Raw genomic sequence first — 23,842 nt, forward strand, 5'->3', positions numbered from 1 at the left:
CAACCGGGTGACTTTACCTGAGCGCCCTGCTTGCGCAGGGCTGTGCTCAAGTCATCTCAAAGAGATTTAGATCTTACCTACCAAGTCCAAAGATGGTGTCAATGTTGCAGCACCGTCGTTCCATTTGGCTGGGCAAACCTGGCCTGGGTGAGCAGCGGTGTATTGCGCTGCTTTCAACTTACGCAATGTTTCTTTTACATCACGGGCGATTTCGTTGCTATGTACTTCAGCAGTTTTGATTACGCCATCAGCGTTGATCACGAATGTACCGCGCAATGCCAGACCCTCTTCATCAATATGCACGTCAAATGCACGTGTCAATTGGTGAGTTGGGTCGCCAACCAGTGGGAATTTTGCTTTGCCCACTGCTGGTGAAGTCTCGTGCCAAACCTTGTGGGAGAAATGCGTATCGGTGGTCACGATGTACACTTCAGCACCAGCCTTCTGGAATTCTGCGTAGTTGTCAGCCGCATCTTCAACTTCCGTTGGGCAGTTGAAAGTGAACGCTGCTGGCATAAAAATCAACACAGACCATTTGCCTTTCAAAGACTCTTCAGTCACTTCGATAAACTTACCGTTGTGGAATGCTTGCGCCTTGAATGGTTGTACTTGTGTGTTAATCAATGACATTTAGTTCTCCTTTATGATTTATTAAACAGGACTTAATTAAAATTTGCTGTGTTTCAACAGCGAATGGATGCATTTTAAGCAACCACATACTATATGTAAAATTGATTATTCTAATTTTATTGATAAATATTATTAATCAATAAAATTAGCGATTAAAAATCAGGCCGACACCGTGACCTGACCATGGCCTTCATAACCCAGGTTATCTTGCCAGTTTACCGCAATCACATCGCCCACCTTGGCTTCTTGTATATAAAAGGTAAAGTAAGGGTTACGCGAAATGCCGGTGCCAGTCTGCGCGTCAACAATCACTTGCCCATTGAGTACCACCTGCATGAGCTGCATAAAATGCGCAGGCAGCAACTGGCCATCATCGTTTTTACTGCGGCCAGTACGCATGGGATGCAGAATAATAATCTTTAGTTCAGTGACTGGCTTGCCTGGCGAACGCTCATCCATCAACCGTGCACGCATTTTCATGCTGCTGGCAAACGGCTCTTCACGTTCGCTGCCGGCACAGCCATCTTCCAGCACAACGACCTGGCGTCGCTGTTGCTGAAACTGCCCATTTGCCTGCTGCGCCAATGCAATCACCTCTCCCGACTGCGCCAGTTTGATGCGCGTCACCAGCTTGGGCAACACCTGCTTCCCCAGTTCAAAACTGGCAATCAGCGGGGTCGGGTTAGCATCCGCCAGCAAGCGCAAACTGCTCACGCTGCCTGCAGCCTGCTTGCCCGTCAACTCAACCTGCACCACCGCACCATTTTCGGCTTTCTGTGGCGCGTCAATCTGCAAATCAGCCGACACCGGCACGGCGCTCGCTTGCAGCGCTGCCATCACTTGCGCCGTTTGCTTGGCCTCAAAGGCTTGCGTAAACCAGGTAGCTGCCTCGAGTTTGCGTGCAACCAGCCAAAACGGCATGGTGGCTAACGCTAACCCTGCTTTCAACCACACCCGTCTTTGCATATTGCTATCCATTTTTATCATCCCCCTGCTCCAGTTTGAGTTGCAGCCTAAGCGTTTTCAGCCGTGCCTCTACTCTGGATTGCAGATAAAAATCGCCATCTTTGGCTTTGCTGGCGATCTCAAACTGGTCAATCGCGCGCGGCAAATCATATTTACGCACATAGCTTTCGCCCAGTGCCTGATGCCGTAACATCTGCTTGCCCTGCCCTTGGTAAGCCGCCGCCAGCCAGTCATACAGCTTGGGGTCATCGGGGAAAGTATCCAGTTGCTTTTGAATAAAGGTCACAGCTGGCGCCCATTGATTACTGCGTATTAATGACTCGGCCTGCCCTTGTGCCAGGATTCTATGTTTGGGGTACTGCTGCAAGCCCTGCACAAATTGCGCCTGTGCCTGCGGCACCTGGCCTAGCTTGGCCAAAGTCAGCGCCTTTAACGTCACTAGGTAAGGACTCACCATACCATGCTGCACCAGCCAATCGACCTCCCCCTGCGCATTTTTGGCCTGATTGGCCCGCAGCCAGGCATAAGCCAGGCCATAATGCTCTGCCAGTTCGTTCTGGTAACGGCCTTCGCTAATGTTATTCTGGAACTCTTCCACCATTTGTTGCGGGGCACCCTGAAAAGCGCGGATTTTTGCCCGCATCAGGAAAAAAGTCAGGCTTTCGTTAATCTGCTTGTAAGGCAGGTTTTGCACACGGTTACCAATGTCGGCAATACGCTCACTGGTCAAAGGGTGTGTACGCAAATAGCTGGGCATACTGCCGCCATCAGAAAAGCGTGTCGCACGCTGCATGGTGGTAAAAAAGGCCGGCATAGCGCGCACATCAAATCCGGCATCTTGCAAAATGGTCAAACCCACCCGGTCGGCCTCGCGTTCATGCTCGCGCGTGTAATCCAATTGCTTTTGTATCCCTGCCGCAGAAGCAGCGGTCATCGCCCCCATCCCCACCTGCGGATTCGAACGCGCGATCAATAAGGCCAACGCCGTCGCCGCGATATTTTTAAACATATCGTACTTTTGTGACGCCAGCATGCGCGCCAGGTGATGCTGGGTGACGTGACCAATCTCATGCCCCAGCACACTGGCCAACTCTGACTCACTGTTCGAAGCCATAAACAAACCGGTATGCACACCAATCACGCCACCAGGCATGGCAAACGCGTTAATGGTTTTGTCCTGCACCACAAAAAAATAAAACTTCTGCTGCCGGTCCGGGCTGCTCTCGCCCAATCGTGACCCTAATGCTTGCAGATAATCGGTGACTTCTGCGTCATCCAGCACATCCTCACTGGTCGCCACCTGCTTGAGAATCTGGTGCGCAATCTTTTCTTCATCACGCAATGACAATACAGTTTGCGAAGCATCGCCCAGCTCCGGCAACTGATTAGATGAATCTGACGGCAAACTCAAGTCCAGATCATCCGGCTCATACGGCTTACCCGAAAACACGCCTGTTGCATAATTAGCCAGTAACGTTGCCCCCGGCACCAACAGCAGGCCGCACAACAGCAAGCCACGCACCACGTGTCGGCCACCCTGTTGATAAGCATGTTGAAGGTTTTTAAAAGTCATGAGTCCTAGCGCTTGAAATGGCAAAACCTGATCACAAGCCTGTGCCAACTACCCAAACTTGTTATGATAACGACTTCATCGCTTGAGTTCATCCTTTTTCACACGCGTAAACCCATGACAAAATCAACCTCAGGACTCACCCATTTCAATGCCCAAGGCCATGCCCACATGGTGGATATCGGCGACAAAGCCCATACCAAGCGCATCGCCATTGCCGAAGGCCACATCACCATGCAAGCCGCCACCCTGCAAACCATCTTGCAAGGCAACGCAAAAAAAGGCGATGTGCTCGGTATCGCGCGTATCGCCGCGATCCAGGCCAGCAAAAAGACCAGTGATTTAATTCCACTCTGCCACCCGCTCAGCCTAAGCCGGGTAGATGTCAATCTTGTGGCAGATGAAGCACAACACAGCATTAGCTGCCGCGTGCAATGTGAAACTACCGGGCAGACAGGGGTTGAAATGGAAGCATTGACTGCGGTGCAGGTGGGACTGCTAACGATTTATGATATGTGCAAGGCGATTGACAGAGGCATGACCATACAAGGGGTAAGAGTGCTAGAGAAGCATGGTGGGAAGAGTGGGGATTGGGTAGCCGTTTAAGTGACGAAAGCCTATCCAAGTAAATACAAAAGAATTAAGTTTTAAAGCGACACTGACCGTATCGAGGCATTTCTTTCGCCTCTAGGCGAGTCACTTTCTGATGCTTGCCCCTCAGAAAGTAACCAAAGAGGAGGGCACCCAGCCATCACGGCCTTACGGCTTCCTTGCGTTGCTCAACAAAATAAGCCGGTCACGAAACTCATCCTAGCGGGCTGCACACTACGCAGCCCACCGCGGGATTCAGACAGTCGCTCCCTCTACTCTTATTTTGTCTCCGCTACTCAGCGTGATGGGATGGGATTTAGCTCGCCAAACTCACATTGTAGAAATCTGAACGGTTCAAAAAACAGATGGGTTTGTTAAGAGCACTAATGGTGGCACTCACTAGGTGTTCGGGGTCCCCATCTGCCGCGCCGAGCAACGCAGGGTTGGCGGGAGTCTTCGGCCATCGGCTGTCCGAGTTCCGCAACAAGCCACGTCTTGTGTGGCTTGTCAGGGCGAGTTTCGATGGACGCCCGGCAAGCCGAGTAGCACAGGATAAAAGCGGAAGTTGGGGTGTCTTGTTCTTTGCCTTCTTTCTTATGGACAAGCATAAGAAAGAATGGTCGCCGAAAGGGCGAAATAGATCGATCATAGAATAGCCTTCGCTTTGGGCAAGCAAAGAAAAGTAACTCGCTGAAAAAGCGAAAAACACCATTACAACAAAAGAATCACTTTCCCAGCCTAACCCAACAACGCCGCAATCCGCCGCGCGCACTCCGGTGCCATAGTCACCCCATACCGAAAATGCCCGGTATTCAGGTACAAATTCTCAATCTGCGGATGTCGCCCAATACTAGGAATATTATGCGGTGTCCCCGGACGCAAGCCACTCCAGTGTTTGATAATCGGCTGTCCACGCAGTGCAGGCAATATGGCTTCCGCCTTTTGCAGCATTTCCATGCGCATGCTCTCTGTCACCCCTGTATCAAAACCAACATCCTCCAGGCTGCTACCCGCCAGCAAATGACCATCCTGCCGTTGCAGCATATAGAACCCATCGCGGTAAAGAATATGCGGCAGCAGGCCAGGCGCCATGTGATACAACAGCATTTGCCCGCGCATAGGTTTGATATCGAGACTGGAGGCCGTTTGCTTAAGTAGTTCAAAACTCCAGGCACCAGAGGTGACGATAAACACATCGGCAGATAAGGTTTCACCAGTAGTGGTTTGCCAGCTGGTGATAGATGCGTGACCTTCTTGCAATGGCATCAGCTGGGTCTGCTCGCGCAGCGTGACGCCATGCTTGATCAGCCAGGCTTTGAGGGATTGCAGCAGGCGCGGATTACGGATTTGCAGGACTTCGGGAATCAATAGATCAGCGCCCTGTAACGCGTATTCAAGGCCAAACCGTTCACACCAATCTATGGCTGGTTGCAGGTCAAACGGTGGCTGAATCAGCATACCACTACGGGTACATTCGGGGTCTATACCGGTTTCGGCGTACAACTCTGCACTCACTGCCGGATACGCACGCGCACCCGCCAGCGCCAACTCATTGACCACCTCCTGGTAAAACCAGGGCAGCAAGGGGAAAGCAATGCCGGCACCAGCCCATGAGGATTCGCCAGAGGTTTGTGCAGCAATGATGTTGCGCTCAACCAGCGTGACCGTATGGCCTTGCTTGCGCAACTGCATGGCGGTCAGGCATCCGACAATGCCGCCACCCACCACCACGACTGAACTGTTAGCCATAAGATTTTTTCTGAAATAGCTTGGAAAGCCTGACAGGGAGATATGCGCCCTTCCAGGACATGAGGCGTGTATTGTCTTACGGTTTGCGTCCGGAAATCAAATAGACTTCCATTGCGATGAGGGCGGCATTACTGCCCAGCAACACCAGGATATCGCCTTCATTCAGCATAATGTCATCCCTGGGCGCGATTGGCTCGGGCATATTCGGGCGACGTAACTGCTTGACCTCGACGGCAAAATCACCGAACGGGATATGGTCCAGTCGCAGGCCGTGCGCATAAAAATTCTTATACACTTCCACCGAGTGCAACTGTGGTAACGAGGCAGTGGCGGTATCAGCATCGCTGACGCCGCGGAAGTAGCCCTTAAACATTTTGTAACGTTCTTCACGGAACAGGCGGATGCGTTTGACGACACGATTAAGGGGGACGCCTAAGGTCACCAGTGCATGCGAAGCCAGCATCAGGCTGCCTTCAAGGATTTCCGGCACCACTTCTGCGGCACCGGCATCTCGCAGTGCATCCATGTCACTGTCATCATGCGTGCGCACAATCACCGGCAGGTTGGGATTCCGCTCCTGAATCACATGCAAGACCTTCATGGTACCGCGGATTTCGGCATAACTGATGATGACGGCTTTCGCTCTGGCCAAGCCAGCGGCTTCCAGCACCGAGCGCCGCCCGGCATCACCGTAAATCACATTCTCACCCGCAGAAGCGGCTTCCTGCACGCGGCTGGCATCCATATCCAGCGCGACATACGGGATATTTTCTTCGCGCAAAAAACGTCCCAGATATTGGCCGCTACGGCCATAGCCGCAAATGATCACGTGATCACGCAAATCCTGGCTATGCTCCTGTATGGTATCCACTACTTTGATGCTATTGCGGCTGTAGCTTTTGACCAGCGCACGCGCAATGCGGCCATTTTTCTGAATAATAAACGGCGCCACCAGCATGGAGAGCACGGCCACAGACAACACCAGTTGCAAGGAGTCGCCATCAATCAAATTGGTTTGCAAACCCAGCGCCAGTACCACAAAACTAAACTCGCCAGCTTGACCGAGGATAATACCGGTACGCACACCCACGCCCATTTCAAAGCCATAGAACCTGGTCAGCAAGGCGATCAGGCCGATCTTGAATACCAGGAACAGGATGAGCAGGACAGCAATCAATCCCACATGCTGAACGAGCACAGAGACGTCTAGCAACATGCCGACACTGATAAAAAACAGGCCCAGTAAAATATCGCGGAAAGGGGCAATATCAGATTCCACCTGGTAGCGATACTTGGTTTCTGAAATCAGCATACCCGCCACAAACGCCCCCAGGGCATACGACAAGCCAACAAAGTTAGTGGCCGCTGCCATTAACAAGGTCACCATCAATACATTGAGTACAAACAGCTCACGTGAACGCTGCTTGGCAACCAGCTCAAACCAGAAGTTGAGGATGTTTTTACCAAACTTGAACAAGAAAAACAGCAGGATTGAGGACTTGAACAAAGTCAGTCCCAATACATCCAGCCAGTTATCGCTGTGTGAGCCTAAGGTCTGGATCAGCACCAGAATCGGGATCACTGCCAAATCCTGGAACAGTAGCACGCCGATACTTAGGCGGCCATGTCTGGAGTTTAAATCGACACGTTCCATCAGGATTTTGGACACAATGGCGGTCGAAGACATGGTGATGGCGGCACCAATAATGAACGCCGAGGTCAGGCTCAGCCCCGCCAGCTTGCCCAGTACCAGACTGGCCAGCAAAGTCAGTACTACCTGGCCGCCACCCAAGCCGAACAGGGTTTTACGCATGGCATAGAGTTTAGGCAGGCTGAACTCGAGGCCGATACTAAACATCAGGAACACAATACCGAACTCGGCCACCTGGCGGCCAGTTTCTTCATCTTCCAGCAAGCCTAGGGCGTGCGGGCCGAGCACAATACCGATCATGAAGTAAGCCAGCATCGCTGGCAAACCCAGGATGCGGAATAAGCCGACGGCAAAGACCGAGCTGGTAAGCAACAATAATAAATGGATCAGGGAATCAAACATGCAAAAATTCTAAAGCATTAATGTCAAGCCGTGCAGATGAATGTCTGCCAGCAAACCATATATTATGACGTATCGTCAGTGATGTAACCTGAAACAGTCGCGTTTCAGGATGATGCATCCTGCCACAAAACACTATTTTATGCAAAAAATGTGCCCGCTAATAAAAAATCCGTAAAAAAGCTGTGTTTCGCTTTCTTGCCGGGGGCGTCACTTGCTATACTAACCCGCCATGAACACAGCAAAATCAGGTGTCCACCTCGTGAAAAGTCCAGACATCGTGACGCGTGCACGAGGCATACTGCTGCACGAGGCAGATGAAATCCGCCAACTGGCCGACCGTATCGGCAGCGAATTTGAAGCCGCTGTCAGCATGATTCTGGCCTGTCGCGGCCGCATTGTTGTCACTGGCATGGGTAAATCCGGCCATATCGGCGGTAAAATTGCGGCCACCCTTGCCAGCACGGGCACCCCTGCGTTCTTTATGCATCCGGCGGAAGCCAGCCATGGCGACCTGGGCATGATCACAGCTGAAGATGTCGTGATTGCGCTATCCAATTCCGGCGAAAGTGATGAAATCATCAATATTTTGCCCGCCATTCGCCGTATCGGTGCGCGTATTCTGAGCATTACCGGTAGCGAAGAGTCCACGCTATCGCGCGAGTCAGACGTGCATTTAAGTGCTGCAGTTAGCCACGAAGCGTGCCCACTGGGGCTGGCACCCACGGCCAGCACGACGGCCGCACTGGCCTTGGGCGATGCGTTGGCGCTCTGCGTTCTCGACTTGCGCGAATTCACTGCCGAGGACTTTGCGCGGTCACATCCTGGCGGAAGTCTGGGCAGACGGCTGCTGGTAAGGATTAAAGATGTCATGCGCACGGGGGATGCGATCCCCGCTATCAGCGAGCATGGCACCGTACAGGAAGCGATTGCACAGATTTCGAGCAAAGGCATGGGGTTTACAGCGATTGTCGATAGCGCACAACACCCGATCGGCGTATTCACCGACGGCGATTTGCGTCGCCTGTTTATGCAAGGTGCCACCGATACGCAACAATCAATCAAAACGGTCATGAATACGCAGCCACGTTTATTGGGCATGCAACAAATGGCGGTTGAAGCAGTCAACCTGATGGAGCAATATAAAATTAACGGGTTTATGGCAGTGAACGAGCAGCAGCAATTAGTGGGCGCATTTAACATGCATGATTTACTCAAGGCAAAAATCGTTTAGGTTCACTGACGCCCTGGAACGCCCGCATGCTTAAACACCCCATCTTATTGCCAATTGCGTTAATGCTGTTTTTAGCGCTGCTGACATTCTGGATTAACCAGACCGTACAGGAGCAGGCGCTGAGCTTGAGCCGCTTAAGTCGTCACGATCCGGACTACATGCTCTATAACTTTGTCAGCACGCGTACCGACGCCACTGGCAATACCAAATACGTGTTAGCTGCGGCAGAAATGCGCCATTTTCCGGATAACGACTATACCGAATTACAGCGCCCGCGTTTCACCCAGTTTGGGCAGGATAAACCTTACACGCAAATTCATGGCCAGCACGGCAAAGTGTCAGCCAATGGTAAACTGGTCGAGTTTAGCAAGCAGGTCAAGGTCATACGCCAGGGCACGCTGGCCAAGCCTGAAATGCAGTTGCAAACCGAACATTTAACGCTGGAACCGGATACAGACCTCGCTTACACCGATTTGCCGGTCACTATCCGCCAGCTACCGGCGACGGTGATCACAGGTACCGGCATGCGTTTTGATAACAAGGCAGGCACCATGCAATTATTTAACCGGGTGCATGTACATTATGTACGCGCACCCGCAGTCGCAAAAACTGCAAGCCCGGCAGCGAAGGCGAAAACAGGCAATCACAAGGGTCGTTGATTCTGGAGAAATGAGTTGAACACGCACAAGCCATTATTTTATGCCACCTGCTTGACCTTATGGGCACTGCTATCGTGGTCAACCAGCGTGCTGGCTGAAGAGTCTGACCGTGACCAGCCGATTGAGCTGGAAGCGGATACCGTGACTGTGAATGATGCCAAAAAGATCAGTATTTATACCGGCAATGTGATCCTCAACCAGGGCACCCTGCAAATCAAAGCCGACAAAATGATTGTGCGTGAAGACCAGGATGGCTTTCAGCACAGCACCTGTACCGGCAACCCGACCACATTCAAGCAAAAACGCACTGGCAAAGACGAATGGATGCAAGGCAGTGGGCAGCGTATTGAATACAACGCGCGCATGGACAAGGTACAGCTATACACCAACGCCTGGGTCAAACGTGGTGAAGACCTGGTCACCGGTGACTACATCAGTTATGACGCCAATGCAGAGTACGCCGAAGTCATTGGCGGCACCAAGGCTAACCCCAATGGTACCGCCGGTAGCCGCGTCAAAGCGACCATTCAGCCCAAGAACAAAACCACGCCGCCTGTGATTGATAACAAGCCAACCTCGCAACAAGGGCTGCGCATGAACCGCTCACTGCAAATCAAAGTGGAACCGGCACCCGCCGACACCACTAATGAGCCTACGAAAGCGCAACCCTAAAGACCGGCCTTATGCAGACAACAGCTTCACCAGATCATAACCACTTACGTGTCAGCCACCTGAAAAAAGCCTATCAGGGACGCACCGTGGTTAAAAACACTACACTTGAGCTACGCAGCGGCGAAGTGATTGGTTTGCTCGGCCCGAATGGTGCTGGCAAAACCACCAGCTTTTACATGATTGTTGGCCTGGTCGCACTGGACGACGGCAGCATTACGCTGAATGGGGCAGATGTCAGCCGCGCGCCCATGCACGAGCGCGCCCGCATGGGCCTGGCTTACCTGCCACAAGAAGCATCCATTTTTCGTAAAATGACGGTGACTGATAATATTTTATCAATCCTGGAAACCCGCCCTTACACGGAAGAAGAGCGTGAAGCGCGGCTGGAGTCTTTACTGGATCAATTACATATCCAGCATATCCGTCACAGCCAGGCAGTCAGCCTGTCGGGCGGCGAGCGCCGCCGTGTAGAGATTGCGCGCTGCCTGGCCACAGACCCGAAATTCATCCTGCTGGATGAGCCATTTGCCGGGATTGACCCGATTGCGGTGATTGAGATCCAGAAAATTATCCGCTACCTGAGCAGCCAGAATATCGGCATTTTGATTACAGACCACAACGTGCGTGAAACCCTGGATATTTGTGACCGGGCGTACATCGTTAATGAAGGCGCTGTGTTTGCCGCAGGCACGCCAGACGAAATCATTCAGAACGAAGGCGTACGTGAAGTCTATCTGGGCAAGAATTTTAGGCTGTAACCTGATATGAAGCAAAACCTGCAATTACGCATCTCACAAAACCTGGCGCTCACCCCGCAACTTCAGCAGTCCATCCGCCTGTTGCAGTTGTCCACGCTGGAGTTAAGCCAGGAGCTGGAAACCATCCTGCAGGAAAATCCGCTGCTGGAAATGGCAGATGGCGAAGAAGGAGAATTTGAAGATAACTCGCCATTGGCCACCAGCTCGACAGACACAGAGCAGGTGGATGCAAGTTCATTTGATGTCGCGACCCAAAACGACCTCACTCCCCCTGCAGAGAGTCTGCGTGATGAACCACGTGACGAAACGAGCGGCACTGAAGGCGAACAACCAAATCTGAATGAAGAATTCACGCCGCCCGAGTTTGAAGATGACTACGAAGAGTTTGGCAGTGCCAGCAACTGGGACGAAGCGGGCCGCAACAACCTCGATGATGAAGATAGTGACTTCTCTCGCCAGGACGCCAACAATATCAGTCTGCGCGAACACCTGATCAACCAGATGCAATTGGCACATCTATCCAAGCGTGACATGGATCTGGTGAAATTTTTGCTCGACAGCATTAACGATGATGGTTATTTAGAGCAGGATCTACAGGAGATTGTCGACCTGTTGCCGCCAGAGCTGGAAATTGAGTTACTGGAGCTGGAAACCGCACTGAAATTGATCCAGAACCTGGATCCGATCGGCGTCGGTGCACGTGACCTGCGTGAATGCATCTTGCTACAACTGCAAGTACTGCCGCCTGAGACACCTTATTTGCGTATTGCGATGGCGATTGCCAAAGATCATCTGGCATTGCTGGCCAACAAAGACTTTGTCAAATTGCGCAAGGTACTCACTTGCGACGAAGCTGCACTCAAAGGCGCGCAACAACTGATTCGCCAGCAAAACCCCAAGCCAGGCAACGAGTTTGCGACCTTTAGCCATGACCACTTTATTCAGCACGATGTCGTGGTCAAAAAAATCAAAGGCATCTGGATGGCGTCGCTCAATGATGGCGTGATCCCCAAACTACGTATCAATCAGTTGTATGCAGATATCCTCAAGCGCAACCGTGAAAGCTCCGGCCAATATCTGCAGAGCCAGATGCAGGAAGCCAAATGGATGATTAAAAATATCCAGCAACGCTTTTCTACCATCTTGCGTGTGTCGCAAGCGATTGTGGACAGACAGCGCAATTTCTTTGAACATGGTGAAATTGCCATGCGGCCCCTGGTATTGCGCGAAATTGCCGAAGAGCTCGACTTGCATGAAAGCACGGTTTCTCGCGTGACAACACATAAGTACATGCTCACGCCACGCGGTGTATTTGAACTTAAATACTTTTTTGGCAGCTCAGTCGCCACCGATGCAGGCGGCTCATGTTCTGCCACCGCCATTCGCGCGCTCATCAAACAAATGGTCGCTGAAGAAAACCAGAAAAAACCATTGTCCGACAATCAAATCACCGATACGCTGGCGCAGCAAGGCATTGTGGTTGCGCGCCGCACCATTGCCAAATACCGCGAATCGCTGAATATCCCACCAGCCAATTTACGCAAATCGCTGTAAAACAAAAAGGCCGCAAATGCGGCCTTTTTTATCGGTAACGCCTGTTTACTGGATGGTGATTTTGGCAAACTTGCGCTTGCCCACTTGTGCCACCACGGTCACCCCTTTTGCCAATGACAGGTTTTTATCGTCAACTTTTACGCTATCCAGCTTCACGCCGCCTTGTTGCACGGCACGCATGGCTTCACTGGTGCTTTCCACCAGGCCCACCTGTTTCAGCAACTGGCTGATACTGATGCTATCACCATCAATCGCTACTGCTACCTCAGGCACATCATCAGGAATCCCGCCTTTGGCACGGGTCTGGAAGTCTTGCAGGGCTTTTTCAGCCGCCGCCTGGCCGTGAAAACGGGCAACGATCTCCTGTGCAAAACCGACCTTGATATTACGTGGATTGTCGCCAGCAGCCACTTGTGCTTTCCACTGGGCGATAGTTTCCAGGGTGGCAAATGACAGCAGGTCGATATAGCGCCACATCAGTTCATCAGAAATCGACATGATTTTGGCGAAAATCGTCTCAGGCGCTTCGCTGATACCAATATAGTTACCCAAAGACTTGGACATTTTATTGACGCCGTCCAGGCCTTCCAGCAACGGCATCATCAACACGCATTGCTGCGATTGGCCAGCCTGCTTTTGCAATTCACGGCCCATGAGCAGGTTAAATTTCTGGTCTGTGCCGCCCAGTTCCAAATCGGCCTGCAAAGCCACAGAGTCATAGCCCTGCAATAAGGGATACAAGAATTCATGAATCGCGATTGGCTGGTTGCCTTTGAAACGCTTGGAGAAGTCATCGCGTTCTAGCATACGGGCGACTGTATGGCTGGCTGCCAGCCTGATCATGCCCGCGGCACCGAGGTCGCTTAACCACTTGGAGTTAAACACAATCTCAGTTTTGGCCGGGTCCAGAATCTTGAATACCTGTTCGGAATAGGTGTCGGCATTCGCCTTCACCTGTTCGACCGTTAACGGCGGGCGCGTGGTACTTTTACCCGTCGGGTCACCAATCATGCCGGTAAAGTCACCGATCAGGAATTGAATCTGGTGCCCCAGATCCTGCAACTGGCGCAATTTGTTAATCAGCACGGTATGCCCCAGATGCAAATCAGGTGCGGTGGGGTCAAAGCCTGCTTTCACACGCAAGGGTTTGCCGGTTTTCAGCTTTTCAATCAGTTCTTGCTCGATTAATAGTTCATCGGCACCGCGCTTGATAATCGCCAGTGCGTTCACAATCTCTGGACTCAGTGCTTCAGTCGTCACTGAAGCTTGGTTTACGTCTGTCATAAAGGTTCTTTTTTTGAGGCGCGCGTTGCGCACGCCTCGTCATGAAAGTAAAACAGCTATTTTAACGTAATCCCATGCATTTCTGTAAGCCAGGCATGAGCAGTGTTACACTTATGCCTTATGAATTTTTCTGCCCCACCCACTCAAACGCGCCTGTTTATCGGCCTGATGTCTGGTACCAGTCTGGATGGGGTGGACGCAGTCCTAGTCGCGCAACACGGTGAGCACCTGCAGCAACAAAGCCAGTACTTCCTGCCTTATCCGGCGGATGTCAGACAAATCCTGCTGGATCTGCATACGCCAGCCGTCAACGAATTACATACCGCCGCTATAGTGTCCAATCAGCTGGCCGACCTCTACGCAGCGGCAGTGCAAGGCTTATTGCAAACAGCCAATGTATCGGCAGAAGCCGTGACGGCGATTGGCTGCCACGGGCAAACCATACGCCACTGTCCTGATCTGGCCAACGGCCAGGCCTATACCTTGCAACTGGGTAACCATGCACGCCTGGCGGAACGCACTGGCATCACCGTAGTCGGCGACTTTCGTAGCCGCGACATTGCGGCTGGCGGGCAAGGCGCACCATTAGTGCCCGCCTTTCACCAGGCAATCTTTGCAGCACCTGACACACATCGCGTCATTTTGAATATTGGCGGCATCGCCAACCTGAGCGACTTGCCGGTGAGCGGCAAGGTGATTGGCTTTGATTCCGGCCCCGGCAACTTACTCATGGATGCCTGGACCCTGCAGCACACAGGCCAGAGCTATGATGCTGGTGGCGCCTGGGCGGTACGTGGCGATGTCAATCCAGCCTTGCTGGCCGCTTTACTTGCTGACGCCTATTTTGCCCTGCCCATCCCTAAAAGCACTGGCCGCGACCTGTTTAACCAGGCCTGGCTCCATGCACACCTGCAAGCCCATGCTGACACGCCACAGAATGTCGCCCGTACGCTGCTGGAATTGACGGCAGTGACGATCGCCAATGCCTTGAAACAGCATTGTAGCGGTGCCGCAGAAATTTATGTCTGTGGCGGCGGTGCGCACAATATTGCTTTGATAGACAGGTTACAAACCCTGTGCGGCCGACCAGTGCAACACACGGATAGCCTGGGAATTGGCGTCGACTGGGTGGAAGCCGTTGCTTTTGCCTGGCTGGCGCAACGTTGCGTGGATCATCAACCCGGCAACCTGCCTGCCGTCACCGGTGCAGCAGGGCCACGGGTATTAGGCGCGATTTATCCGAATTAGGACTAAGACACCCTAAAGCAGTGCGAATGCACTCAACGTTTGATTTAAACTGGTGCAGGATTGAAGGCGATTTTTGAACTTTTCTCCCCTCATTTCCTTACAAGCCACCATATTCAAAAACGATTGCGTATAATTTAGACAACCTTGACTTAAACAGAGTGCGTTATGGCTACCAAAGCGACCATTACATTTGACAACGACAGTACCGCAATTGAATTGCCCGTCTTAAAGGGCAGCCTTGGCACGGATGTGATCGATATCCGCAACCTGGGCAAACATGGCTATTTCACGTTTGACCCTGGCTTTATGTCTACGGCCTCTTGCACCTCCGGCATCACCTTTATTGATGGTGAACAAGGGTTGCTGTATTACCGTGGCTACCCGATTGAACAGCTGGCAGAAAACTGTAACTTCCTCGAAGTTTCGCACTTACTGCTCAATGGCGAACTGCCGGACCTGCAACAACGTGAAGCATTCGTCGACACCATCAGCCAGCACACCATGCTGCACGACCAGATGAGCAATGTGTTTCGCGGTTTCCGCCGCGATGCCCACCCGATGGCAGTCATGATTGCGGTCGTAGGTGCCATGGCTGCGTTTTATCCCGACAATAACAATGTGGCTGATCCGGAATCTCGCCGGGTGGCCGCCATGCGTCTACTGGCCAAAGTACCTACGATTGCCGCCTGGAGCTACAAGTACAATGTAGGCGAGCCATTTATGTACCCCCAAAACAAGCTGGGATACGCAGAAAACTTTATGCATATGATGTTTGCGACCCCTTGCGAAGAGTATGTACCCAACCCGATCCTGGCACGTGCATTTGAGCGTATCCTGATTCTGCATGCAGATCACGAGCAAAACGCATCTACCTCTACCGTACGCCTGGTTGGCTCCAGCGGCGCCAACCCGTTTGCCTGTATCGCGGCCGGGATTGCCTCTTTGTGGGGCCCATCCCATGGCGGTGCCAACGAAGCAACATTGAACATGCTGGAAGAGATTGGCGACGTCAGCCGTATTGGTGAATTCATCAAACGCGCCAAAGACAAAACTGACAGCTTCCGCCTCATGGGCTTTGGGCACCGCGTCTATCGCAACATGGACCCGCGCGCCTCCATCATGCGTAAAACCTGCCATGAAGTATTGAATGAACTGGGTCTGCACGATGACCCTATGTTCAAACTGGCGATGGAACTGGAAAAAATCGCACTGGAGGATGAATATTTCGTCTCACGCAAACTGTATCCGAATGTCGATTTCTACAGCGGCATCGTCATGCGCGCCATGGGTATTCCAAACTCCATGTTTACCGCCATATTTGCGCTGGCGCGCACCGCTGGCTGGATTTCGCAATGGAGCGAAATGAATGCCGACCCTGAGCAAAAAATTGGCCGCCCACGCCAATTGTATGTCGGCTCTGAACGCAGGGAGTTTGTACCGTTACACCAACGCTAGCCACAGACTGAATCACGCCTGCAAAAACAAAAAGCCCGACATCAATAGATTGTCGGGCTTTTCATATTCTCCGATACTGATCGTTTCCGCTAACGCAACACACCAAGGTCATGGAGCTGTTTTGTCAGTGCATCCGCCAACTCACGATAACCTTCTGCATTCGGATGCACTTGATCGGCAAGCAGTCGGCCATCTGACAAGACAGCAGACACTGCGTGAGGCACTAATAGTGCGCCAGTTGCCTCGGCCGCGCGTGCATAGAGCGGGTGATCACTGAGCGGGCCAGCCAGACTCACTTCCGGCATGGCAATCAATATAGCGGCTGCATCCGCCTGCTGTACTAAATGTACGATACTTTTCAGGTTTTCCTCAACACGCGCTGGCGCCATTGCCGCAAGAAATCATTGCCACCCAACTCAATAATGACAACTTGAGGCCTATGCTGCACCAATAAGCCCGGCAAGCGTGACAAACCACCGCTGGAAACCTCCCCAGCAATACCGGCATTGATGACCTGCCAGCCGGTCTTGCGTGCCAGCAGTGTCGGATAATCCTGCGTGCCATGCTCGGCGCCTGTACCGTAGCTAATGCTATCGCCCAGAACAAGTACGGTCGCGCCAGCCGGGATAGCTTGCACCGCTGCTGCATGCTTGGTACAGCCCTGGCTGATGGTAGCCATACTTATGACAAGTAGCAGCCGGCATAAAAAAAGCCAAGCACACGCTTGGCTTTTCTCAATCATAAAACGCATGACTGAATGCAGTCGTTAAACCGAGAACGAGCTACCACAACCGCAAGTAGTGGTCGCATTCGGGTTGCGGATCACAAACTGTGAACCTTGCAGGCTATCGGTGTAATCAATCTCGGCACCGGCCAGATATTGCAAGCTCATCGGGTCAATCAGCAAGGTCACGCCGTCTTTATCGACTTGCGTATCATCGTCATTTACTTCTTCTTCAAACGTAAAGCCGTATTGGAAACCGGAGCAGCCACCACCGCTGACGAATACACGCAGTTTCAGGTCTGGCGTGCCTTCTTCATCAATCAGTTCTTTCACTTTTTTGGCGGCATTGTCGGTAAACACCAACGGTACGGGCATTTCAAGGGTAGCTTCTGCGGTCATCATAGACTCCTGTCAAATTCTCAATAACAATATGGCGACGAAAGTTTTAATTTCAAGTCGCTTCCGGGACGGCAGCCTCAGATGGCTCCCCCAGGTAAATCAGTTTTCCTTCAATCACCGCGCCGGTGTGCATTTCAAGTGATTTATAGTACAAGTCACCCACGATTCTGGCCTTGCTTTGTAACTCAATAAACACTGAAGAGCGCACCGGGCCGCGTATCATGCCATTCAAAACAATTTTAGAAGCTTCGACGGCGCCTGTCACGGCGCCATTTTCACTGATAATCAGCGTGCTGGGATGCTCACGTTTTTCAATCACATTCCCGGCAATCAAACCATCGACCCTTAACCCGCCCGCAAATTGCATATTGCCATTAATCTGTGTTTCATGGCCGATCAAGGTATCAATATGACTGTCGATTTGAACGCTTTTTTTGAAAAACATGCTACTTCCTGTTCCGAATTAACTTAAATGGCGATGGCCATTGAGCATCAGCCATATCATGCAGGCGGCTAACGCTTGGTCATATTCTTGTAAAACACCAATTCTTCTTTCAGTTTGATGCTTTCATCCTGCTGCGCCGTCAGGGTTTTGGCCAGGTTGTTACTGGTAGCCAGCTCCACTTGCAACTCCCGCTGCGAAGCAATCAGTTTTTTCTGTAATTCAATATTTTCAGTGGTCACTTGCCGCAAACGCTGACGTATATGCTCACCATCATCATCATGCACCACCCAGTAGGCCAAGGCAAAGCCGATAACGACATAGGTCACCGCCAGCATGCTTTGAAAATACCAGGGCCGATGAGAGCGCACTGCCACCTGCTTGGCGGTCAGGCCAAAATGGTTTCTCAGTCTTCTGCGTATCGGCCTGATCATTATGGCAACAAAGGCAGCACTTGCAAACCAGCATCCGGCGCCAGGTTAAACATCAAATTCATATTCTGCACGGCTTGGCCAGATGCGCCTTTGACCAGATTGTCCTGCACGACAACGATTGTGACATAATCGCCTGCCTGTGGGTATAGCGCCATCCGCAAAACATTGGCACCACGTACCGAGCGGGTTTCAGGCAGAGAGCCTGCAGGCATCACATCCACAAAAGTGGCGCCCTGGTAACGCTGCTCATAGACTTGCTGCAACACTTGCTGCTTGCCCTGTGCGTTGAGTTTTACATGCAACGTGGTCAGCATGCCACGGATCATGGGAATCAAATGCGGCACGAATATAAGGTTGACCGCGTCGTTACCGGACAGTTTCTTTAACTGGGCCAGAATCTCAGGATGGTGCCTGTGTCCGGCCACGCCGTAGGCTTTCAGGTTATCACTGGACTCAGAGAACAAGGTGCCCACTTCGGCTTTTCTACCGGCACCGGAGACACCAGACTTGGCATCCGCAATGATAGGTACGGAGAAATCAATCCAGCCCTGCTCCAGTAGCGGTGCCAAACCAAGCAATACCGTGGTCGGGTAACAACCAGGATTACCGATGACGTCTGCCTGCTGCACGTCAGCGGCATACAACTCAGGCAAGCCATAGACGGCATCTTTCAATACGTCAGTACAGCTATGCGGCAATTTGTACCATTTTTCGAATTCAGTGGCATCCTGCAGACGGAAGTCAGCAGCCAGATCGATGACCTTCACCCCAGCTGCCACCAGCGCAGGCGTTTGTGCCATGGCAACGCCATGCGGCGTGGCAAAAAAGACGACATTACATTGCGTCAGGTCGACCGTGGCCGGATCGCTAAACTTAAGATCAACCACGCCACGCAAGCTGGGAAACATATCGGCAACCGGCAGACCTGCCTCGCCCCTGGAGGTAATCACTTGCAATTGCACATCAGGATGTCTTGCTAACAAACGCAGCAACTCAACACCGGTATAACCCGTTCCACCTACAATGCCAACTTTGATTTTTTCCATATCTTTACCAGATGCGCGTTCGATGACGACCCATGCATAAAAAGTAAAACAATATAAATGAAAAAGGCCGCCAATGCGACCTTTTTGCACAACAGGTTTGTAACAAACGCTGGAAATTAACGTTTGGAGAACTGCTTACGACGACGCGCTTTACGCAGGCCGACTTTCTTACGTTCAACTTCACGTGCATCACGTGTTACGAAACCAGCGTGAGACAATGCGCTCTTCAAAGCTGCATCATAGTCAATCAACGCACGGGTAATGCCATGACGCACTGCACCCGCTTGACCGGATTCACCACCACCATGCACATTGACCAGAATGTCAAAGCTTGCTGTGTTGTTAGTCAATTCCAGCGGTTGACGCAAAATCATGCGAGAAGTTTCGCGTGAAAAGTATGTGTCAACTGGCTTATCGTTGACCACGATGTTGCCACTGCCGGACTTCAGGAACACACGTGCCACTGAACTTTTGCGGCGGCCTGTGCCGTAGTTGTATTTACCGATCATGTTTTATCCTAATCGTCTTAAATTAGATGGTTAATGGTTGCGGTTGCTGCGCAATGTGCTCGTGCTTGTCGCCCGCATACACTTTCATTTTTTTGATCATGGCATAGCCCAAAGGACCTTTTGGCAACATGCCTTTCACAGCTTTCTCCAACGCACGACCTGGGAAACGGTCTTGCATTTTTGAGAATGAAGTCGTAGTGATACCGCCTGGGTAACCGGAGTGGCGGTGATACAGCTTGTCACCCGCTTTGTTACCAGTTACTTTAATTTTGTCCGCATTGACTACAATGATGTAGTCGCCTGTATCCACGTGTGGTGTGTAAATAGCTTTATGCTTACCACGCAGGCGATGAGCGATTGCGCTGGCCAGACGACCCAATACCAAGTCTGTGGCGTCAATCACGAACCAGTCACGTTGTACTTCATGCGATTTTGCTGAAAAAGTTTTCATTTTATAACTACCGAGTTATAGCGTATAAATTAAGAGGGCGGATTATATGCCAGCATAAGAAAGCTTGTCAACGAAATATTCTAAAATAATCGTAACCAGCCTGATGGAATCAGGTTGCTGACTGAGGCAAGCTATTTTGTGGCTTTTTTGCCATCAATTAGGCAAATTACTTGATATAAAACGTGCTTTTATCACAAACAAGCCTTGTTTTTTCAAGGATAATTGCAATCGGATGCTATATTAGCTCAAGTTTTGACTTTCTGCATCCGTTTACTTTAGATTGATTTAAACCACAGTCACTTAATTAAACAGCAGCAACACTACTAAAAATAATTTTAGATGCTTTCAGGCATATACCAGGTTAAATCACTCCGTTTTCGCGCTGCCACTGGCTGGCGAGGGCTTTGTGCTTCCGTGCTGTTTGCGTTTACATCGTTGCTACAAGCCGCTGAATTTGGCGCACTCACGATTGAATCTGCGCCAGGCCAGCCATTATTGGCCCAGCTACCGCTGAGTCATGTTCAGGCAGACACAGATATCAGTTGCTTCAACCTGAGCCAATCTTCCAAACAATCAGCGCCAGAGACCAGCCCTGTTCACCTGGAATACACGACCCTGGGTAGCCAGCAGGGCGTATTGATGCTGTGGTCTGACGCTGCCATTGCCAGCCCGCTGACACTGACCTTGACTGATCGCTGCCAGCACACGCGGCAGACTGTGACCATTCAGCCCGACAATACGGTTTCAATCGCTATTGCAGCCACGCCACCCATCAGCAACGCGACTCCTGTGCCCATTGCAGTGATTTCACCAGAAGTGGTTGAAACACCGCCCGCGCCGCCTGCCATCCCAGTAGAAGCTTATACGGCACTGCAAGCGCAAATTAACGATTTGCAGCAAAACTTCAAACAATTACAGACAAAATCTGATGTCCTGTATGCCAGCAACCTGGCGCAGGCGGACATCCTGGCGACACTAGAAACCCAGCTTACTCACCTGCAAAACGAAAATCACCTATTACGCACACTGGTCATTGCCTTGGGGCTCGCGCTGATCGCCAGCGGTTTTTTCTTTGCTGACTGGCTACGCCGCCACGCCGCCGTGCCAAAAGTGATTAAGTCACGCCGTACAGCGAAACAAAGTGACGCTGCATCTATACCTACCGATGGCACATCGGGCCCGGCGACGCGCCCACTGAGTGGCAAACCTTTTTCAGCCACCGTCTTGCCGACTCAGCAGGCAAGTGACACACATGGCTTAAATACGCTAACTCAGCCACCTGCCACGACCAAAACAAGCAGCCGCTTAAAATCAGTGCCCATGCATGCCAACGATGATACGGTGATGCCACACGGCGTGCCTCTGAAGGTGAGCTCGCAGCAAAGTACACAGGCGGTGATGCAAGATGCTTCGCGATTATTCACACATGGCCGGGTCAATCAGGCGATTGATCATTTGCAGCAGCATTTGGCCAAGCATCCGAAATCCTCACCCTGGATGTGGCTGTATTTGCTGGACCTGCTGTCGAAAGAAGGCAAGCAGCAAGAATTTGATATTGTTGCCGGCGAATGCCGCAAACATTTCAACCTCAACGTGGAGCACGCGCCGGACTTGAAGCAACAAGGTATTGAATCCTTCCCGCGCGTCATGAAAGCCTTGCAACAAGCCTGGGGCACACCGCAGGTGATTGCCTTGATTGACGACCTGGTTTACAACACGCGACTGGTACCACGCATGGGCTTTGAGCGCAGCGTCTTTGAAGACCTGATGTTGTTGAAAGAAATTGCCTGCCAGACACAAAACTTGCCAGCAGTGCCGCCCGCGCCAAAAGCGGCTGACCATGAAGAACCGATCAATGGCAACTTGCGTGAGTTGCAACAGCTGTCAGAAGATCTTTATATTCTGGCGCCAGTTGAACACACGCCCTTCCAGTATTGGACAGATTTCACCTTCGAACTGGATGAGCCTTCAACATTACGCAAGTCCGCCTAAGCAGTAACTGGCTGCCAACCCGGCGGTCAATGCCGCACCAATCCAGACATTCTCCAGAAACGCCTTGAAACAATCACCAGGCTGCCGGTGACGAATCAGCCTGTATTGCCGCCACAGTTGCGCAACCGCCACACACCAGCCCAGCCAGAATGGCCAGCCCAGCGCCAGCACTTGCGCTACATAGCCCACAATCAGCAGCATGGCGGCAAAGCAAGCCATAATCGCCAGCACATCAAAACGCCAGAAGGTGATAGCCGAAGAACGGATGCCAATTTTGAGGTCATCTTCGCGGTCGACCATGGCATAGGCCGTGTCATAAGCCACCGACCAGCAGACATTGGCCAACAATAGCCACCAGGCAACCGCAGGCACCTGCCCCTGCAAGGCAACAAAAGTCATCGGGATGCCAAAACCGAAGGCAATGCCCAGATAGGCTTGTGGAATGGCGAAAAAGCGTTTGGTATAAGGATAACTGACGGCGAGAAACAATGCAGGCACAGACCACAACACGACTTGCCAGCCCAGTGTACAAACCAGCGCAAACGCCAGTAACGACAATCCGATGGCGACCAGGTAAGCCTCTTTGACGGAGATTTCACCGGTCGCCAGCGGCCGCTTGTTTGTGCGCGCAACGGCGCCATCCCAATGCCGGTCAGCAATATCATTTAATGCACAGCCTGCCGACCGCATCAACACTGTCCCCAGCACAAATACACAGGCAACCCACCACTGTGGCTGCCCTTGCCCTGCAATCAGCAGCCCCCACAGCGTAGGCCACAATAACAGCCAGATACCGATAGGCTTATCCAGCCGCGTCAGCCGGTAATAAGCATGCCATTTGGCGAGAAGTTGCATAAAAAGGATTCCTGATAAGGATTAACGACCAGGCGGCTGGGCGCAGGACGGTAAAAACACTTCAGTCACCAGCAAACGATAATGCCGCAGGCAAAACAATGAGCGCCTAGCCCATAGCACCTGCCGCGCTTGCTCAGGAAAATGACGGTAAAAAGCTTTGTACAGCGGGTGTGCAGGTGACAATTTTCGGTAGTGTAAACGACCACGCTGCACACTGGCATTGGCAAACAGTGCCGCACCCAATGGCACACGCCCAATATTGCGCAATTGGCACCATGCCCCTCGCAAGTCCTTACGGGCAATGACGCTGTGTGCAAATACCTGCGGCTGCCCCTGCCCCATCAGCATGACTTCGCGCACCCAGGCATGGGTGGCGGCAGGCAATCGTAACACTGCCTGCTCATCGACGTTAGGCTTGCGCCAGCCTTGAGACAACACCTTGACTGAGAAATCCGGATATTGACGCTTTAATCGAGCCGTTAACGAGCCACGTTCCTGCAACCAGGGCCGCAACGGTAGCCGACCAACCACATGTGCTTGCCAACCGAAATCTTGCCTGTCATGCATGCG

25 protein-coding genes are annotated in these 23,842 nt (G+C 51.9%); 9 read left to right on the forward strand and 16 right to left on the reverse strand.

What is annotated here, in order from left to right:
• Positions 1-66: 66 nt before the first annotated feature.
• The 3 genes from ahpC to OH31_RS11910 form a co-directional block, all read right to left on the reverse strand.
• Entirely contained in the window at positions 67-630 is a 564-nt protein-coding gene (ahpC, locus tag OH31_RS11900; RefSeq protein ID WP_019883695.1) for an alkyl hydroperoxide reductase subunit C, read from the reverse strand.
• A gap of 159 nt (positions 631-789) precedes the next feature.
• Positions 790-1,596, reverse strand: a complete 807-nt coding sequence (soxZ, locus tag OH31_RS11905; RefSeq protein WP_242402274.1) for a thiosulfate oxidation carrier complex protein SoxZ — start codon at positions 1,594-1,596, stop codon at positions 790-792.
• Between the two features lie 4 nt (positions 1,597-1,600).
• Positions 1,601-3,169, reverse strand: a complete 1,569-nt coding sequence (locus OH31_RS11910; RefSeq protein ID WP_242402275.1) for a M48 family metalloprotease — start codon at positions 3,167-3,169, stop codon at positions 1,601-1,603.
• A gap of 114 nt (positions 3,170-3,283) precedes the next feature.
• Between OH31_RS11910 and moaC the strand changes: the two genes are divergently transcribed.
• Positions 3,284-3,772 (forward strand): cyclic pyranopterin monophosphate synthase MoaC, encoded by a 489-nt coding sequence (moaC, locus tag OH31_RS11915; RefSeq protein ID WP_024930910.1) that lies wholly within the window; start codon positions 3,284-3,286, stop codon positions 3,770-3,772.
• A gap of 723 nt (positions 3,773-4,495) precedes the next feature.
• Here moaC and OH31_RS11930 read toward each other — a convergent pair.
• Together OH31_RS11930 and OH31_RS11935 are read right to left on the reverse strand one after the other, a co-directional pair.
• Positions 4,496-5,506, reverse strand: coding sequence for an FAD-binding oxidoreductase (locus OH31_RS11930; protein WP_024930911.1), 1,011 nt, complete (start codon positions 5,504-5,506; stop codon positions 4,496-4,498).
• Between the two features lie 76 nt (positions 5,507-5,582).
• Positions 5,583-7,559, reverse strand: a complete 1,977-nt coding sequence (locus tag OH31_RS11935; RefSeq protein WP_019883702.1) for a cation:proton antiporter — start codon at positions 7,557-7,559, stop codon at positions 5,583-5,585.
• 229 nt (positions 7,560-7,788) lie between these two features.
• Here OH31_RS11935 and OH31_RS11940 point away from each other — a divergent pair, with 229 nt between their 5' ends.
• The 5 genes from OH31_RS11940 to OH31_RS11960 are packed head-to-tail and all read left to right on the forward strand — an operon-like array spanning position 7,789 to position 12,433.
• A complete protein-coding gene (locus OH31_RS11940) occupies positions 7,789-8,790 on the forward strand; it encodes an SIS domain-containing protein (protein ID WP_024930912.1) in 1,002 nt (333 codons plus the stop codon).
• Positions 8,791-8,816: 26 nt separating this feature from the next.
• Complete coding sequence (gene lptC, locus OH31_RS11945; protein ID WP_019883704.1) at positions 8,817-9,449, forward strand: LPS export ABC transporter periplasmic protein LptC; 633 nt, start codon at positions 8,817-8,819, stop codon at positions 9,447-9,449.
• 15 nt (positions 9,450-9,464) lie between these two features.
• Positions 9,465-10,121, forward strand: coding sequence for a lipopolysaccharide transport periplasmic protein LptA (lptA, locus tag OH31_RS11950; RefSeq protein ID WP_019883705.1), 657 nt, complete (start codon positions 9,465-9,467; stop codon positions 10,119-10,121).
• An 11-nt stretch (positions 10,122-10,132) separates the two neighbouring features.
• Positions 10,133-10,879: an LPS export ABC transporter ATP-binding protein gene (gene lptB / locus OH31_RS11955; protein ID WP_024930913.1), complete on the forward strand. Its 747-nt coding sequence runs from the start codon at positions 10,133-10,135 to the stop codon at positions 10,877-10,879.
• Between the two features lie 6 nt (positions 10,880-10,885).
• The gene (locus OH31_RS11960; RefSeq protein ID WP_024930914.1) at positions 10,886-12,433 is read left to right on the forward strand and encodes an RNA polymerase factor sigma-54; all 1,548 of its coding nucleotides are present in this window, start codon (positions 10,886-10,888) and stop codon (positions 12,431-12,433) included.
• A 45-nt stretch (positions 12,434-12,478) separates the two neighbouring features.
• On the opposite strand, the gene tyrS is transcribed toward OH31_RS11960, so the two are convergent.
• Positions 12,479-13,717, reverse strand: a complete 1,239-nt coding sequence (gene tyrS / locus OH31_RS11965) for a tyrosine--tRNA ligase (protein WP_019883709.1) — start codon at positions 13,715-13,717, stop codon at positions 12,479-12,481.
• A 120-nt stretch (positions 13,718-13,837) separates the two neighbouring features.
• Here tyrS and OH31_RS11970 point away from each other — a divergent pair, with 120 nt between their 5' ends.
• The gene (locus OH31_RS11970; protein WP_019883710.1) at positions 13,838-14,965 is read left to right on the forward strand and encodes an anhydro-N-acetylmuramic acid kinase; all 1,128 of its coding nucleotides are present in this window, start codon (positions 13,838-13,840) and stop codon (positions 14,963-14,965) included.
• A gap of 165 nt (positions 14,966-15,130) precedes the next feature.
• The gene (gltA, locus tag OH31_RS11975) at positions 15,131-16,420 is read left to right on the forward strand and encodes a citrate synthase (protein WP_019883711.1); all 1,290 of its coding nucleotides are present in this window, start codon (positions 15,131-15,133) and stop codon (positions 16,418-16,420) included.
• Positions 16,421-16,509: 89 nt separating this feature from the next.
• Here the strand turns inward: gltA and OH31_RS15285 are convergent, their stop codons facing one another.
• The 8 genes from OH31_RS15285 to rplM all read right to left on the reverse strand — a co-directional run bounded on the left by OH31_RS15285 (position 16,510) and on the right by rplM (position 20,425).
• Complete coding sequence (locus tag OH31_RS15285; protein WP_242402276.1) at positions 16,510-16,809, reverse strand: hypothetical protein; 300 nt, start codon at positions 16,807-16,809, stop codon at positions 16,510-16,512.
• Positions 16,779-17,099 (reverse strand): GDSL-type esterase/lipase family protein, encoded by a 321-nt coding sequence (locus tag OH31_RS15290; RefSeq protein ID WP_242402277.1) that lies wholly within the window; start codon positions 17,097-17,099, stop codon positions 16,779-16,781. The genes OH31_RS15285 and OH31_RS15290 overlap by 31 nt, the downstream gene beginning before the upstream one ends.
• An 87-nt stretch (positions 17,100-17,186) precedes the next feature.
• Positions 17,187-17,543, reverse strand: coding sequence for an iron-sulfur cluster insertion protein ErpA (gene erpA, locus OH31_RS11985; protein WP_019883715.1), 357 nt, complete (start codon positions 17,541-17,543; stop codon positions 17,187-17,189).
• A 52-nt stretch (positions 17,544-17,595) separates the two neighbouring features.
• A complete protein-coding gene (locus OH31_RS11990) occupies positions 17,596-17,988 on the reverse strand; it encodes a polymer-forming cytoskeletal protein (RefSeq protein WP_019883716.1) in 393 nt (130 codons plus the stop codon).
• A 68-nt stretch (positions 17,989-18,056) separates the two neighbouring features.
• Positions 18,057-18,419: a hypothetical protein gene (locus OH31_RS11995; protein WP_019883717.1), complete on the reverse strand. Its 363-nt coding sequence runs from the start codon at positions 18,417-18,419 to the stop codon at positions 18,057-18,059.
• Positions 18,419-19,465, reverse strand: a complete 1,047-nt coding sequence (argC, locus tag OH31_RS12000; RefSeq protein WP_024930916.1) for an N-acetyl-gamma-glutamyl-phosphate reductase — start codon at positions 19,463-19,465, stop codon at positions 18,419-18,421. Before argC ends, OH31_RS11995 begins: the two co-directional genes overlap by 1 nt.
• Before the next feature lie 116 nt (positions 19,466-19,581).
• The gene (gene rpsI, locus OH31_RS12005) at positions 19,582-19,974 is read right to left on the reverse strand and encodes a 30S ribosomal protein S9 (RefSeq protein WP_019883719.1); all 393 of its coding nucleotides are present in this window, start codon (positions 19,972-19,974) and stop codon (positions 19,582-19,584) included.
• A 22-nt stretch (positions 19,975-19,996) separates the two neighbouring features.
• On the reverse strand, positions 19,997-20,425 hold the full coding sequence (gene rplM / locus OH31_RS12010; RefSeq protein ID WP_019883720.1) for a 50S ribosomal protein L13: 429 nt from the start codon (positions 20,423-20,425) through the stop codon (positions 19,997-19,999).
• A gap of 414 nt (positions 20,426-20,839) precedes the next feature.
• Here rplM and OH31_RS12015 point away from each other — a divergent pair, with 414 nt between their 5' ends.
• Positions 20,840-22,417 (forward strand): FimV family protein, encoded by a 1,578-nt coding sequence (locus OH31_RS12015; RefSeq protein WP_024930917.1) that lies wholly within the window; start codon positions 20,840-20,842, stop codon positions 22,415-22,417.
• Here the strand turns inward: OH31_RS12015 and ubiA are convergent.
• Together ubiA and OH31_RS12025 are read right to left on the reverse strand one after the other, a co-directional pair.
• Positions 22,400-23,272 carry a 4-hydroxybenzoate octaprenyltransferase gene (ubiA, locus tag OH31_RS12020; RefSeq protein WP_024930918.1) on the reverse strand — a complete coding sequence of 291 codons (873 nt, stop codon included), beginning with the start codon at positions 23,270-23,272 and terminating at the stop codon, positions 22,400-22,402. The genes OH31_RS12015 and ubiA overlap by 18 nt on opposite strands.
• Positions 23,273-23,293: 21 nt before the next feature.
• Complete coding sequence (locus OH31_RS12025) at positions 23,294-23,839, reverse strand: chorismate lyase (RefSeq protein WP_024930919.1); 546 nt, start codon at positions 23,837-23,839, stop codon at positions 23,294-23,296.
• Positions 23,840-23,842 lie beyond the last annotated feature (3 nt).

Source organism: Methylophilus sp. OH31 (assembly GCF_000576615.1).
Classification (GTDB): domain Bacteria; phylum Pseudomonadota; class Gammaproteobacteria; order Burkholderiales; family Methylophilaceae; genus Methylophilus.